The sequence below is a fragment of the Snodgrassella sp. B3837 genome, assembly GCF_026535955.1.
Taxonomy (GTDB): domain Bacteria; phylum Pseudomonadota; class Gammaproteobacteria; order Burkholderiales; family Neisseriaceae; genus Snodgrassella; species Snodgrassella alvi_E.
Genome location: NZ_JAFNPI010000029.1, coordinates 1 through 15,706 on the forward strand (window position 1 = coordinate 1; position 15,706 = coordinate 15,706).

At 46.3% G+C, this 15,706-nt stretch carries 11 protein-coding genes, 1 tRNA gene and 2 pseudogenes; all 14 read left to right on the forward strand.

Annotated features, from left to right (window positions below; genetic code table 11):
- Positions 1 to 81: pseudogene (locus tag J3U67_RS08360) on the forward strand (elongation factor Tu); the annotation flags it as partial.
- Between the two features lie 8 nt (positions 82 to 89).
- A tRNA-Trp gene (locus J3U67_RS08365) sits at positions 90 to 165 on the forward strand.
- Positions 166 to 227: 62 nt separating this feature from the next.
- A complete protein-coding gene (secE, locus tag J3U67_RS08370; protein WP_100140813.1) occupies positions 228 to 680 on the forward strand; it encodes a preprotein translocase subunit SecE in 453 nt (150 codons plus the stop codon).
- Between the two features lie 2 nt (positions 681 to 682).
- Entirely contained in the window at positions 683 to 1,216 is a 534-nt protein-coding gene (gene nusG, locus J3U67_RS08375; RefSeq protein ID WP_100140812.1) for a transcription termination/antitermination protein NusG, read from the forward strand.
- A 126-nt stretch (positions 1,217 to 1,342) separates the two neighbouring features.
- Entirely contained in the window at positions 1,343 to 1,774 is a 432-nt protein-coding gene (rplK, locus tag J3U67_RS08380; protein WP_037406890.1) for a 50S ribosomal protein L11, read from the forward strand.
- Positions 1,775 to 2,470 carry a 50S ribosomal protein L1 gene (gene rplA / locus J3U67_RS08385; RefSeq protein WP_100140811.1) on the forward strand — a complete coding sequence of 232 codons (696 nt, stop codon included), beginning with the start codon at positions 1,775 to 1,777 and terminating at the stop codon, positions 2,468 to 2,470. It abuts the gene before it with no gap.
- A 279-nt stretch (positions 2,471 to 2,749) separates the two neighbouring features.
- On the forward strand, positions 2,750 to 3,250 hold the full coding sequence (gene rplJ, locus J3U67_RS08390) for a 50S ribosomal protein L10 (RefSeq protein WP_267391670.1): 501 nt from the start codon (positions 2,750 to 2,752) through the stop codon (positions 3,248 to 3,250).
- Positions 3,251 to 3,304: 54 nt separating this feature from the next.
- On the forward strand, positions 3,305 to 3,679 hold the full coding sequence (rplL, locus tag J3U67_RS08395; protein ID WP_100140809.1) for a 50S ribosomal protein L7/L12: 375 nt from the start codon (positions 3,305 to 3,307) through the stop codon (positions 3,677 to 3,679).
- A gap of 187 nt (positions 3,680 to 3,866) precedes the next feature.
- On the forward strand, positions 3,867 to 8,048 hold the full coding sequence (gene rpoB / locus J3U67_RS08400) for a DNA-directed RNA polymerase subunit beta (protein ID WP_267391671.1): 4,182 nt from the start codon (positions 3,867 to 3,869) through the stop codon (positions 8,046 to 8,048).
- A 56-nt stretch (positions 8,049 to 8,104) separates the two neighbouring features.
- Positions 8,105 to 12,280, forward strand: coding sequence for a DNA-directed RNA polymerase subunit beta' (gene rpoC / locus J3U67_RS08405; RefSeq protein WP_267391672.1), 4,176 nt, complete (start codon positions 8,105 to 8,107; stop codon positions 12,278 to 12,280).
- Between the two features lie 207 nt (positions 12,281 to 12,487).
- Positions 12,488 to 12,859: a 30S ribosomal protein S12 gene (rpsL, locus tag J3U67_RS08410; RefSeq protein WP_025329900.1), complete on the forward strand. Its 372-nt coding sequence runs from the start codon at positions 12,488 to 12,490 to the stop codon at positions 12,857 to 12,859.
- Positions 12,860 to 12,951: 92 nt separating this feature from the next.
- Entirely contained in the window at positions 12,952 to 13,422 is a 471-nt protein-coding gene (gene rpsG, locus J3U67_RS08415) for a 30S ribosomal protein S7 (RefSeq protein WP_025329901.1), read from the forward strand.
- 18 nt (positions 13,423 to 13,440) lie between these two features.
- Positions 13,441 to 15,543: an elongation factor G gene (fusA, locus tag J3U67_RS08420; protein ID WP_100140806.1), complete on the forward strand. Its 2,103-nt coding sequence runs from the start codon at positions 13,441 to 13,443 to the stop codon at positions 15,541 to 15,543.
- Positions 15,544 to 15,626: 83 nt separating this feature from the next.
- Positions 15,627 to 15,706 (forward strand): annotated as a pseudogene (locus J3U67_RS08425) (elongation factor Tu); the annotation flags it as partial.

Consider the following 15,706-nt stretch of genomic DNA (forward strand, 5'->3'; position numbering starts at 1 on the left):
ATGGAAGAAGGCTTGCGCTTTGCGATTCGTGAAGGTGGCCGAACAGTTGGTGCCGGTGTGGTTGCTAAAGTTATCGCTTAAAGTTTTGTAGGCCAGTAGCTCAATTGGTAGAGTATCGGTCTCCAAAACCGAGGGTTGGGGGTTCGAGACCCTCCTGGCCTGCCAAAAAACAGACTAATCGGCCATAGGTCGGTTAGTCTTTTTTGTATTAATAAAAAGGTGGTTGTATGGACAACAAAACATCGAAAGATGTGGGAGCCAAAACCAAAGCACAATTAAAAGCTGAAGCTAAGCAACAACAGCAACTGGAAATCAAGCGTAATAAACGTTTTGATTTTCTTAAATACACCTTTTCAGCCATACTGATTGCTGCAGGTATTCTGGCATTCTATACTTTGGATGCGCAATTACCGCTTTACATTCGTTATTTATTTCCTTTAATCGGCGTAGTAGCGGCCATTGTAATCGTATTTTTCTGGAGTACGGGCGGTCGTGAACTGACTGCCTATGTGCGCGATTGTGTGTCAGAAGCCAGAAAAGTAGTATGGCCTGAGCGCAATGAAGCATTGCGCATGACCCTGTTTGTACTGATATTTGTAGCTGTCTTGTCTTTATTTATTTGGGGTGTTGACAGCCTGATTTCATGGTTGTTGTTCGACATCTTTATGAAGAGGAGTTAAACATGGCAAAACAGTGGTATGTAGTACACGCTTATTCCGGTTTTGAAAAAAATGTTCAGAAAACCCTGAAAGAACGGATAGAACGTGAAGGAATGGGTGATTATTTTGGTCAGATACTGGTGCCGGTTGAAGAGGTAGTAGATATAAAAAATGGGCGCCGCAGTATTACTGAGCGTAAATTTTTCCCTGGTTACGTTCTGGTCGAAATGGACATGACTGATGCTTCATGGCATCTGGTCAAAAATACCCCGCGCGTTACTGGATTTATTGGTGGTACCGCTAATAAACCTTTGCCTATATCTGCTCGCGAAGTTGATGCTATTCTCCATCAGGTACAAAGTGGTGTAGAAAAACCGAAACCTAAAGTTTTATTTGATGTGGGTCAGCAGGTACGCGTCAATGAAGGTCCATTTAAAGACTTTAATGGTGTCGTCGAAGAAGTTAATTACGAACGCAATAAATTGCGCGTTGCTGTACAGATATTCGGTCGTGAAACACCAGTAGAATTGGAATTTTCTCAAGTAGAAAAAATTTAACTGTAAAAAATACAACACGAATAAACCTGTGCTTGTAAGGGAAAGAAATTTTCTTTATAATCACGGGTCTTGCTTTTGGGGAGCAGTATTAACTGCGTCATACCCGTTTATTTGGAGTTTAAACAAGTGGCAAAAAAAATTGTAGGCTACATCAAACTGCAGATTCCTGCAGGTAAAGCCAATCCATCTCCTCCGGTTGGCCCGGCTTTGGGTCAGCGCGGCCTGAATATCATGGAATTCTGTAAAGCATTCAATGCAGCTACGCAGAATGTAGAACCTGGCTTGCCGGTTCCGGTAGTGATTACTGCTTTTGCAGATAAATCATTTACCTTCGTGATGAAAACCCCGCCGGCATCTATTTTGCTGAAAAAAGCAGCTGGATTGCAAAAAGGCAGCTCTAACCCTCTAACACAAAAAGTGGGTAAGGTAACTCGTGCTCAGCTGGAAGAAATTGCTAAGGCTAAAGAACCTGATTTAACTGCTGCTGATTTGGACGCAGCGGTACGCACCATCGCTGGTAGCGCCCGTTCAATGGGTTTAGATGTGGAGGGTGTGTAAATGGCAAAACTTTCTAAACGTATGCAGGCTATCCGTGCTGCTGTAGAAACCAACAAATTGTACGCCATTGATGAAGCATTGAATCTGGTTAAAGCCAATGCTACTGCTAAATTTGATGAATCTATTGATGTATCCTTTAATCTGGGCGTGGATGCTCGTAAATCTGATCAGGTAATCCGTGGTTCAGTGGTATTACCTAAAGGTACCGGTAAAACCGTGCGCGTTGCGGTATTCACTCAAGGTGCTAATGCTGAAGCAGCTAAGGCAGCTGGTGCTGACGTAGTAGGCTTTGATGATTTGGCTGCTGAAGTTAAAGCGGGTAATCTGAATTTTGATGTGGTAATTGCTTCACCAGATGCCATGCGTGTAGTTGGTCAGCTGGGTACCATTCTAGGTCCTCGTGGCCTGATGCCGAATCCTAAAGTAGGTACTGTTACCCCGAATGTGGCCGAAGCAGTGAAAAATGCTAAAGCTGGTCAGGTGCAGTATCGTACTGATAAAGCAGGTATTGTGCATGCTACTATTGGACGTGCTTCTTTCGAAGCTGCTGATTTGCGTGAAAACTTTAATGCATTGCTAGATGCTATTGTAAAAGCTAAACCGGCAGCAGCTAAAGGTCAATATCTGCGTAAAATTGCAGTTTCTAGCACTATGGGTGCTGGCCTGCGTGTTGACAGTGCTTCTGTAACTAATTAAGCAGTAAATATATAGTTATTGGCAGTCTGAATCAATTTTAGGCTGCCATCTAAATTCATATAAATGGTATGCATTTATATGTCGGGCTACTTAGAAATAAGTAGATGTCCAAGACCGTAGGGAATCTGTGCAAATTGTATAGATTTTAAAAATGTACCCTACGCAGACGGTAGTCCCAGATAATCTTAAGTAAGTGTGCTTACGGATGTCTTTTTGGGTTGCCGCGCTGGGTGGAGTAATACGCGTATTACTCTGTTTAAAAACAGTGGGAGGTAGACCTTGAGTCTCAATATTGAAACCAAGCAAGCAGCCGTAGCCGAAATCGTAGCAGCCATTGCTAACGCTCAAACTATGGTTATTGCCGAGTATCGTGGTATCAGTGTTGCCAGCATGACCGAACTGCGTGCCAATGCCCGTAAAGCAGGTGTATATCTGCATGTATTGAAAAATACATTGGCTCGTCGCGCTGTAGAAGGTACTTCATTTGCCGGATTAGCTGACCAGATGGTTGGTCCGTTGGTTTATGCGGTTTCTGAAGACCCGGTAGCTGCTGCAAAAGTACTGCACCAGTTCTCAAAAAAAGATGAAAAAATCGTATTGAAAGCAGGTTCATATAATGGTGACTTGCTGGACGTTGCTCAGGTAGCAGAGCTTGCTTCTATACCGAGCCGCGACGAATTGCTGGCCAAATTGCTGGGTATTATGCAAGCACCTGTTTCTGGCTTTGCCCGTGCACTGGCTGCTTTGGCCGAGAAAAAAACCGGCGAAGAAGCTGCATAATTTTCATCCTCTATATATTTAAATTTACATTCTCAATTATTGGAGTTTAATAGCATGGCTATTACTAAAGAAGACATCCTGGAAGCAGTTGGTAACCTGACCGTAATGGAATTGAACGACCTGGTTAAAGCTTTTGAAGAAAAATTTGGTGTATCTGCAGCTGCTTTGGCTGTTGCTGGTGGCGGTGCTGCCGGTGGTGCTGCTGCCGCTGAAGAAAAAACTGAATTTGATGTAGTATTGACTTCTGCTGGTGCACAAAAAGTTGGCGTGATTAAAGTGGTTCGTGCCATCACTGGCTTGGGTCTGAAAGAAGCTAAAGACTTGGTAGATGGCGCACCTAAAACCCTTAAAGAAGGTGTATCTCAGGCTGAAGCTGACGATATCAAAAAACAACTGGAAGAAGCCGGCGCTTCTGTCGAAATTAAGTAATTTCAGTTGTGCTTTACAGGCTGGTAGCTTAGGCTACCAGCCTGCTTTCGCTTGTCTACCTAAAGTGAAATTTTATAAATATTTACATAAATAGCCATTATTTACTTAATTTTACCTTGTTAGTTTGGCTAATTGCCTGAGTATTTATAAAACCTTACTTGCCAAACCTCCCTACTGGAGACTGTTCATGTCCTACTCTTTTACTGAAAAAAAACGCATCCGTAAAAGCTTTGCCAAACGCGCCAATGTATTGGAAGTGCCGTTTTTATTGGCTACGCAGTTGGATTCTTATACACAGTTTTTGCAGATGGAAACGCCTTTTGACCAACGCGCCGACATGGGTCTTCAGGCGGCATTCCAGTCTATTTTTCCGATTATCAGTCATAACGGTTACGCACGTCTTGAATTCACGCATTATGTTTTAGGCGAGCCATTATTTGATATTCCTGAATGTCAATTACGCGGTATTACCTATGCTGCTCCATTACGAGCTCGTATCCGTCTAGTTATCTTGGACAAAGAGTCATCTAAACCGAATGTCGTAAAAGAAGTACGTGAAAATGAAGTTTACATGGGTGAAATACCATTGATGACACCGAGTGGTTCGTTCATCATCAATGGTACTGAGCGTGTGATTGTGTCACAGTTGCACCGTTCGCCTGGGGTATTCTTTGAGCACGACCGTGGTAAATCACATTCGTCCGGTAAGTTACTGTTTTCAGCTCGAATTATTCCTTACCGTGGTTCATGGTTAGATTTTGAATTCGATCCAAAAGACCTGCTGTATTTCCGTATCGACCGTCGTCGCAAGATGCCGGTAACGATTTTGCTTAAAGCATTGGGTTTCACGCCAGAACAGATTCTAAACATGTTCTATGATCGTGAAAGCTACCATCTGTCTAAAGATGGCGTGCATACTAATTTGATTCCATCTCGTCTAAAAGGTGAAACTGCTAAATTTGATTTAGTCGACAAAGATGGCAAAGTATTGGTGCAGAAAGGCAAACGCATCAATGCTAAAAATATTCGTGATATTGTTGCCGCTGATATTAAATGGTTAGAAGTTGAACCAGAAAGCCTGATAGGTAAGGTGCTGGCTACAGATGTCATCGTGCCGGATACTGGAGAAGTGCTAGCCAAAACCAACGATGAAATCACTGAAGAATTACTGGCTCAGTTTGATATTCAAGGAGTTAAGGAAATTTCTACTCTCTATATCAATGATCTGGATCAGGGGGGCTATGTATCCAATACTCTGCGTACGGATGAAACCGATGGGCAGCAGGCTGCACGCATTGCCATTTACCGCATGATGCGGCCTGGTGAACCGCCAACCGAAGATGCCGTTGAAGCATTATTTAACCGTTTGTTCTTCAACGAAGACAGTTATGATTTATCTCGTGTCGGCCGGATGAAATTCAATACCCGTACTTATCAGCAGAAACTGCTGGAAGCACAACAAGAATCCTGGTATGGCCGTCTGATGACACAGACTTTTGCTGATGCCGATAAAGAAGGCAATCATGTGCTGACTGTTCCGGATATCGTTTCAGTCATTGCCACGTTGGTTGAACTGCGCAATGGTCATGGTGAAGTCGATGATATCGATCATCTGGGTAATCGTCGTGTGCGCTCCGTTGGCGAGCTGGCCGAAAATCAGTTTCGCAGTGGTCTGTCACGTGTAGAACGAGCTGTAAAAGAGCGTTTGAATCAGGCTGAATCCGAAAATCTGATGCCGCACGATTTGATTAACGCTAAGCCTGTATCTGCTGCGATAAAAGAATTTTTTGGATCCAGCCAGTTATCCCAGTTTATGGATCAGACCAATCCACTGTCTGAAATTACGCATAAGCGCCGTGTTTCTGCACTGGGTCCGGGTGGTCTGACGCGTGAACGTGCCGGCTTTGAAGTACGTGACGTACATCCGACTCATTATGGCCGCGTGTGTCCGATTGAAACACCGGAAGGTCCGAACATTGGCTTGATTAACTCTCTGGCTGTCTATGCGCGTACCAATAAATACGGTTTCTTGGAAACCCCTTATCGTCGCGTTGTGGATGGTAAAGTAACTAATGATATTGACTACCTGTCTGCTATCGAAGAAGGTCGTTTTGTTATTGCTCAGGCCAATGCTGATTTAGATAATGAAGGTCGCATTATTGGTGATCTGGTTACCTGTCGTGAAAAAGGTGAAACCATTATGGCCACCCCTGACCGCGTACAATATATGGACGTGGCGACAGGGCAGGTAGTTTCCGTGGCAGCTTCATTGATTCCATTCCTGGAGCACGATGACGCGAACCGTGCCTTGATGGGTGCCAACATGCAACGTCAGGCAGTTCCTTGTCTGCGGGCAGAAAAACCATTGGTGGGTACCGGTATTGAGCGCTCTGTTGCGATTGACAGTGCGACTGCTATTGCCGCCAGCCGTGGTGGTGTCGTTGAATACGTTGATGCCAACCGTGTGGTAGTACGCGTTAACGACGACGAAGCCACTGCTGGTGAAGTGGGTGTGGATATTTACAATCTGGTGAAATTCACCCGTTCTAACCAGTCAACCAACATTAACCAGCGTCCGGCCGTACAGAAAGGCGACGTGATTGCCCGTGGTGATGTGATTGCCGACGGGGCATCAACCGATTTGGGCGAATTGGCACTGGGTCAGAACATGACCATCGCCTTCATGCCTTGGAATGGTTACAACTATGAAGACTCGATTCTGATTTCAGAACGGGTGGTAGCTGGTGACCGCTATACTTCTATTCATATTGAAGAATTGAATGTGGTATCACGTGACACCAAGCTGGGTGCTGAAGAAATTACCCGTGATATTCCGAATTTATCCGAACGTATGCAGAATCGTCTGGATGAATCCGGTATTGTGTACATCGGCGCTGAAGTCGAAGCCGGTGACGTACTGGTGGGTAAAGTGACACCTAAAGGTGAAACCCAGCTGACACCAGAAGAAAAACTGCTGCGTGCCATTTTTGGTGAAAAAGCCAGTGATGTTAAAGATACTTCGCTGCGTATGCCTACCGGTATGAGCGGTACCGTGATTGACGTGCAGGTATTTACCCGTGAAGGCATTGAACGCGATAAACGTGCTAAAGCCATTATTGATGCTGAGCTCAAACGCTATCGCCAGAACCTGACTGACCAGTTGCGTATTTTCAATGACGATGCTTTTGACCGTATCGAACGCTTAATTTTGGGTCAGAAAGTAAATGGTGGTCCGCTGAAGCTGGCTAAAGGTAGTGAAGTGACTAAAGACTACCTAGCCTCATTGCCTAGTCGCCATGACTGGTTTGATATTCGTCTAAGCGATGAAAGCATCGCCAAACAGGTAGAACTGATTAAAGAAAGTTTGCAGGCCAAACACGAAGAATCAGATGCCCAATACGAAATCAAGAAGAAAAAACTGACGCAAGGTGATGAACTGCAACCGGGTGTGCAGAAGATGGTTAAGGTATTTATCGCCATCAAACGCCGCCTGAAAGCTGGTGACAAGATGGCCGGTCGTCACGGTAATAAAGGTGTGGTATCTCGCATTCTGCCAGTTGAAGACATGCCGTATATGGCTGACGGCCGTTCAGTGGACATTGTGCTGAATCCACTGGGTGTACCAAGCCGTATGAACATTGGTCAGATTCTGGAAGTGCATTTAGGTTGGGCTGCCAAAGGTATCGGTGAACGCATCGACCGCATGCTGACCGAAAAACGTGCTGCTGATGAAGTTCGTGCTTTCCTTGAGAAGGTATACAACAGCAGTGGTAAGAAAGAAGATTTGTCTCAGTTTAATGATGAAGAAATCATCAATCTGGCTCAACATCTGCGTAAAGGGATGACTGTAGCCACCCCTGTATTTGATGGTGCGGAAGAATCCGAAATCAAAAACATGCTGGCACTGGCCTATCCTGAAGACGATCCGGAAATCCAGAAACTGGGCTTTAACGATACCCGCACGCAGATGACCCTGTACGATGGTCGTACTGGTGAAGCTTTTGACCGTAAGGTCACCGTGGGTGTGATGCATTACCTCAAACTGCACCATTTGGTGGATGAAAAAATGCATGCCCGTTCAACTGGTCCGTACAGTCTGGTGACACAACAGCCGCTGGGTGGTAAAGCTCAGTTTGGTGGTCAGCGTTTTGGTGAGATGGAGGTATGGGCACTGGAAGCTTATGGTGCCGCTTATACCCTGCAGGAAATGTTAACTGTGAAATCAGATGACGTGAATGGTCGCACCAAAATGTACGAAAACATTGTTAAAGGCGAATACAAAATCGATGCCGGTATGCCGGAATCTTTCAATGTGTTGTTGAAGGAAATTCGCTCTTTGGGCTTGGATATGGATTTGGAACGTTATTAACCGACACCGGTCGCATGCAGTAGCTGCTACTGCATGCGGCATCGTCAGGAGCAAATATGAAAGCTTTATCAGACTTATTTAATCCGCTGCAAAATGCCAGTGCCGAAGAAGAATTTGACGCGATCAAAATCGGTATTGCATCGCCGGATACCATTCGTTCTTGGTCGTACGGTGAAGTGAAAAAGCCGGAAACGATTAACTACCGTACGTTCAAGCCAGAACGTGATGGTCTCTTCTGTGCCAAAATTTTCGGCCCGATCAAAGATTATGAGTGTTTGTGTGGTAAATACAAACGGTTGAAATTCCGCGGGGTAACCTGTGAAAAATGTGGCGTGGAAGTAACCTTGTCCAAAGTGCGTCGCGAGCGCATGGGACATATCGAATTGGCTGCACCCGTAGCGCATATCTGGTTTCTGAAATCGTTGCCATCCCGCTTGGGCATGGTGCTGGATATGACGTTGCGTGATATTGAACGCATTCTGTATTTTGAAGCTTATGTGGTTACAGACCCGGGCTTGACTTCATTGCAACCGCGTCAACTGCTCAGTGAAGAAGAGTACATCAGCAAATATGAAGAGTTTGGCGGTGATTTCGAAGCCAAAATGGGTGCTGAAGGTATCCGTGACCTGTTGCGCGCTATGGATATTGCGCATGAAGTGACGGTATTACGGCAGGAACTGGAATCCACCAGTTCTGATACCAAAATCAAAAAAATCGCTAAACGTTTGAAAGTACTGGAAGCCTTCCAGCGTTCCGGCATGAAGCTGGAATGGATGATTATGGACGTGTTGCCGGTATTGCCACCGGATCTGCGTCCGCTGGTACCGCTGGATGGTGGTCGTTTTGCTACTTCTGACTTGAATGATCTGTATCGCCGTGTCATCAACCGTAATAACCGTTTGAAACGTTTGCTTGAATTGCGTGCACCAGACATCATCGTACGCAATGAAAAACGTATGCTGCAAGAAGCGGTTGATTCACTATTGGATAATGGTCGTCGTGGTAAAGCCATGACCGGAGCCAATAAGCGTCCGTTGAAATCACTGGCCGACATGATTAAAGGTAAGGGCGGTCGTTTCCGTCAAAACTTGCTGGGTAAACGTGTGGATTATTCCGGCCGTTCTGTAATTACAGTAGGTCCGTACCTGCGTCTACACCAGTGTGGTCTGCCGAAAAAAATGGCTTTGGAGCTGTTCAAACCATTTATTTTCCACAAACTGGAACAACTTGACCCAACTGTCACTACCATCAAAAAAGCCAAAAAGATGGTGGAACAGGAAGAACCGATTGTATGGGATATTCTCGAAGATGTGATTCGTGAACATCCAATATTGCTTAACCGTGCACCAACCTTGCACCGTCTGGGTATTCAGGCGTTTGAACCGATTCTGATTGAAGGTAAGGCTATCCAGCTGCATCCATTGGTTTGTACTGCGTTCAATGCTGACTTTGACGGTGACCAGATGGCGGTACACGTACCATTGAGTCTGGAAGCGCAAATGGAAGCACGCACTCTGATGCTGGCTTCTAATAACGTGTTGTCACCAGCCAATGGTGACCCGATTATTGTCCCGTCACAGGATATCGTCTTGGGTCTGTACTACATGACCCGCGACAAAATTAACGGCAAAGGTGAAGGTAGCCTTTTTGCCGATGTGAAAGAAGTTCATCGTGCTTATCAGACCCGTCAGGTTGAGCTCGGAACCAAAATTACCGTTCGTCTGCGCGAATGGGTGAAAAACGGTCAGGATGAGTTTGTGCCCGTGGTAAATCGCTACGAAACCACCGTTGGTCGTGCGTTGCTGTCAGAAATTTTGCCTAAAGGCCTGTCGTTCGAACACATTAACAAAACGCTGAAGAAAAAAGAAATTTCTAAGCTGATTAATGCTTCGTTCCGTCGCTGTGGCTTGCGCGATACTGTCATCTTTGCTGACCATTTGATGTATACCGGTTATGCGTTCTCTACTCGTGCTGGTATCTCCATCTGTGTAGATGACATGCTGGTGCCAGAAAGCAAACCACAGTTGCTGGCTGAAGCCAATGCCGAAGTGAAAGAGATTGAAGACCAGTACCGTCAGGGTTTGGTTACCAACGGCGAACGTTACAACAAAGTTGTCGATATCTGGGGTCGTACCGGTGATAAGATCGCCAAAGCGATGATGGATAATCTGTCTACCCAGAAAGTGGTTGACCGTGACGGCAATTTGGTTGATCAGGAATCCTTCAACTCCATCTACATGATGGCTGACTCTGGTGCCCGTGGTTCTGCGGCGCAGATTAAACAGCTATCTGGTATGCGTGGTTTGATGGCGAAACCAGATGGTTCCATTATTGAAACGCCGATTACATCCAACTTCCGCGAAGGCCTGACCGTATTACAGTACTTTATTTCTACCCACGGTGCGCGTAAGGGTCTGGCTGATACGGCGCTGAAAACCGCTAACTCTGGTTATCTGACTCGCCGTCTGGTCGACGTGACTCAAGATTTGGTGGTGGTTGAAGATGATTGTGGAACCAGTGATGGTTTTGTGATGAAAGCTGTGGTGCAGGGTGGTGATATTATTGAATCCCTGCGTGACCGCGTTCTAGGACGTGTTACTGCTGAAGATGTTGTGGATCCGACCAGTGGCGAAACGCTAGTCGAAGCCGGAACGTTATTGAACGAAAGTCTGGTTGATTTAATCGATAATTCCGGTGTCGATGAAGTCAAAGTGCGCACACCGATTACCTGTAAAACTCGCCATGGCTTGTGTGCCAAATGTTATGGTCGAGATCTGGCACGCGGTAAACTCGTGAATGCCGGTGAATCTGTCGGTGTGATTGCGGCGCAATCCATTGGTGAACCGGGTACCCAGCTGACCATGCGTACCTTCCACATTGGTGGTGCGGCATCTCGAGCTGCTGCAGCCAGCCAGGTAGAAGCCAAATCCGGCGGTACTGTACGTTTCTCAAGCCAGATGCGCTACGTAGCCAACAATAAAGGTGAACTGGTTGTTATTGGTCGTTCATCCGAAATCGTGATTCATGATGATATCGGTCGTGAGCGTGAGCGCCATAAAGTACCTTACGGTGCACTGTTGCAGGTCAAAGATGGCGGCGTAGTTAAAGCTGGTCAGACCCTGGCTACATGGGATCCGCATACCCGTCCGATGATTACTGAATTTGCCGGTCGTGTACGCTTCGAAAATATCGAAGAAGGCGTAACTGTGGCCAAACAGACCGATGATGTAACTGGTTTGTCTACACTGGTGGTGATTGATGGTAAACGTCGTTCTTCTACCCAGTCTAAGCTACTGCGTCCAACCGTTAAGCTATTGGATGAAAAAGGCGAAGAAATTCGCATGGCTGGTAGTGAAACTGCGGTTTCCATGGCCTTCCCGGTAGGTGCGGTGATTACCGTGCGTGAAGGACAGGAAGTCGGTAAAGGTGATGTGCTGGCGCGTATTCCGCAGGCTTCGTCTAAAACCCGTGATATTACCGGTGGTCTGCCGCGTGTGGCCGAGTTGTTCGAGGCGCGCACCCCGAAAGATGTTGGCATGCTGGCTGAGGTAACCGGTACCGTATCCTTTGGTAAGGAAACCAAAGGCAAACAGCGTCTGATTATCACGGATGCAGATGGTGTGGCGTACGAAACCCTGATTTCCAAAGAAAAACAGGTATTGGTACACGATGGTCAGGTGGTGAATCGTGGTGAAGTCATTGTTGATGGTGCGGTAGATCCACACGATATTCTGCGTTTGCAGGGTATTGAAGCGCTGGCGCGCTACATCGTACAGGAAGTACAGGAAGTATATCGCCTGCAGGGTGTGAAGATTTCCGACAAACACATCGAAGTGATTATTCGCCAGATGCTGCGTCGTGTGAACATTGCTGATGCCGGTGACAGCCACTTCATTACTGGTGAGCAGGTTGAGCGTGGTGATGTGATGATTGCCAACGAAAAATTGTTGGCAGAAGGTAAAGAACCGGTGCGTTTCGATAACGTATTGCTGGGTATCACCAAAGCATCGTTGTCTACTGATTCATTTATCTCTGCTGCTTCCTTCCAGGAGACTACCCGAGTTCTGACGGAAGCTGCCATCATGGGTAAACGTGATGATTTACGTGGTCTGAAAGAAAACGTAATTGTGGGTCGTTTGATTCCGGCCGGTACCGGTCTGACTTATCACCGTAGCCGTCGCCAGAAATGGCAGGAGCAAGTGGCGGCTGAAGCGGCAGATAAAGGTGAGTAACCAAAATTGCTGCTGAAAGCTAAAACAAACCGCTGAAAAATTTTCAGCGGTTTGTTTTATGTTTATGGTTTTATATGATTGTTTTTCCAGCAGATATATTGGCACGGTAGCTTGATTATCTTGACTGGGTAATAAATCAAGTGTTAAAATAGCAGCTTTGCCGGCATGGTGTCGGCATGTATTGACTCAACAGGATAAAGAGAAAATATGCCTACTATCAACCAATTGGTACGCAAAGGACGTCAGGCTCCGGTTTACGTCAACAAAGTACCTGCTCTGGAGGCTTGCCCTCAGAAACGTGGCGTATGCACCCGTGTATACACCACCACCCCTAAAAAACCTAACTCAGCTCTGCGTAAAGTATGCAAAGTGCGTCTGACCAACGGATATGAAGTGATTTCATACATCGGTGGTGAAGGCCACAACCTGCAAGAACACAGCGTAGTACTGATTCGCGGTGGTCGTGTAAAAGACTTGCCGGGTGTGCGTTATCACACCGTACGTGGTTCTCTGGACACTGCAGGTGTTAAAGACCGCAAACAGTCCCGTTCTAAATACGGTGCTAAACGTCCTAAATAATTGGACGCATCGGCAGGAAAACTGTCGAGTAAGTGAATATTTACATAAATATTCGTGGGTGAATCCCAGCTGAATAGTTTAAGGAAATTGAAATGCCAAGACGTAGAGAAGTCCCGAAACGTGACATATTGCCAGATCCGAAATTCGGCAGTATCGAATTATCCAAATTCATGAATGTGCTGATGATTGACGGTAAAAAATCTGTGGCTGAACGCATTGTATATGGTGCGCTGGAACAGATTGAAAAGAAAACCGGCAAAGAAGCCATTGAAGTGTTTAACGAAGCCATTGCCAACGCCAAACCGGTTGTAGAAGTAAAAAGCCGTCGTGTCGGTGGTGCAAACTATCAAGTTCCTGTTGAGGTTCGTCCTGCCCGCCGTCTGGCTCTGGCCATGCGCTGGGTACGTGATGCGGCTCGTAAACGCGGCGAAAAATCCATGGATTTGCGTCTGGCTGGTGAATTGATTGATGCGGCAGAAGGCCGCGGCGGTGCATTGAAAAAACGTGAGGAAGTACATCGTATGGCCGAAGCCAACAAAGCCTTCTCTCACTTCCGCTTCTAATGCAGAAAGGCAATTATCGTGGCTCGTAAAACCCCTATTGAGCAATACCGTAATATCGGTATTTCTGCACATATTGATGCTGGTAAAACCACCACTTCAGAACGTATTCTGTTCTACACCGGCATGACTCACAAACTGGGTGAGGTGCATGACGGTGCGGCCACTACTGACTGGATGGAACAGGAACAGGAACGCGGTATTACCATTACCTCGGCTGCTGTAACTACTTTCTGGAAAGGTATGGCTGGCCAGTTTAAAGAACATCGTCTAAATATTATTGATACCCCGGGGCACGTAGATTTTACCGTTGAGGTAGAGCGTTCTATGCGTGTACTGGACGGTGCAGTTATGGTTTACTGTGCTGTAGGTGGTGTACAGCCTCAGTCTGAAACCGTATGGCGCCAAGCCAATAAATACAAAGTGCCTCGTCTGGCTTTCGTCAACAAAATGGACCGTCAGGGCGCTAACTTCTTCCGCGTGGTAGAACAGATGCAAACCCGTCTGCGCGCCAATCCAGTACCGGTTGTGATTCCGGTGGGTGCTGAAGATGGCTTTGAAGGCGTAGTTGATTTGCTGAAAATGCAAGCTATCGTATGGGATGATGCTACTCAGGGTCTGAAATTTGAGTATGCGGATATTCCGGCTGATCTGAAAGACGTAGCTGAAGAATGGCGCGAAAAAATGGTTGAAGCTGCGGCTGAAGCCAACGAAGAACTGATGGAAAAATACCTTGGCGGCGAAGAGCTGAGCGAGGAAGAAATTGTTGCTGCACTGCGTGCACGTACACTGGCTGGCGAAATTCAGCCAGTATTGTGTGGTTCTGCGTTTAAGAACAAGGGTGTACAACGTTTGCTGGACGCTGTGGTTGAATATCTGCCTAGCCCGACGGACATTCCACCCGTTGCAGGTGAAACACCTGACGGTGAAAAAGACAGCCGTAAAGCCAGTGATGATGAGAAATTCTCTGCATTGGCGTTCAAGCTGATGAACGACAAATACGTTGGTCAGCTGACTTTCATCCGTGTGTATTCCGGCGTAGTAAAATCCGGTGATACCGTAGTGAATTCGGTGAAAGGCACCAAAGAACGTATTGGTCGTCTGGTACAGATGAAAGCGAACGACCGCGATGAAATCGAAGAAGTTCGTGCCGGCGACATTGCTGCGGTGATTGGTCTGAAAGATGTGACTACCGGTGAAACTCTGTGTGATACTGATGCGCCGATTATTTTGGAACGCATGGAATTCCCAGAACCTGTAATTCACGTTGCTGTTGAACCGAAAACCAAAGCTGACCAGGAAAAAATGGGTCTGGCTCTGAACCGTTTGGCTAAAGAAGACCCGTCTTTCCGCGTGAAAACTGACGAAGAATCTGGTCAGACCATTATTTCCGGTATGGGTGAATTGCATCTGGAAATTATTGTTGACCGTATGAAACGCGAATTCGGCGTAGAAGCCAATGTGGGTGCTCCACAAGTGGCTTATCGTGAAACCATTCGTAAATCAGTGGAATCCGAAGCTAAATACGTGAAACAGTCTGGTGGTAAAGGTCAGTATGGTCACGTAGTAATCACCATGGAACCTCTGGAACCAGGTGGTGTGAACTACGAATTCATCGACGAGATTAAAGGTGGTGTGATTCCACGCGAATTCATCCCGTCTGTGGATAAAGGTATCCGTGATACCATGACCAACGGTATTTTGGCTGGCTATCCAGTAGTGGATATTCGTGTACGTCTAACATTCGGTTCTTACCATGATGTAGACTCTTCACAAATCGCATTTGAATTAGCCGGTTCTATGGCATTCAAAGACGGTATGCGTAAGGCTTCTCCAGTATTACTGGAGCCAATTATGGCGGTTGAAGTAGAAACACCGGAAGACTACATGGGTGATGTGATGGGTGACCTGAATCGTCGCCGTGGTATCGTACTGGGTATGGATGATGATGGTATCGGCGGCAAGAAAGTTCGTGCCGAAGTACCATTGGCAGAAATGTTCGGTTACTCAACCGATCTGCGTTCCGCTACCCAAGGTCGCGCCACATACTCCATGGAATTCAAAAAATACGCTGAAGCGCCTAACAATGTAGCTGAGCAAGTCATTGCTGCTCGTAAAGGCTAAAGTGTTTATAGATAACCTAGAAGCATGACGCTTTTAGGTTATCATCGTTCTTTAATTGATCTTTATTCAAGGAAACTTAGCTCATGGCTAAAGAAAAATTCGAGCGGAGCAAACCGCACGTAAACGTTGGCACCATTGGTCACGTTGACCATGGTAAAACCAC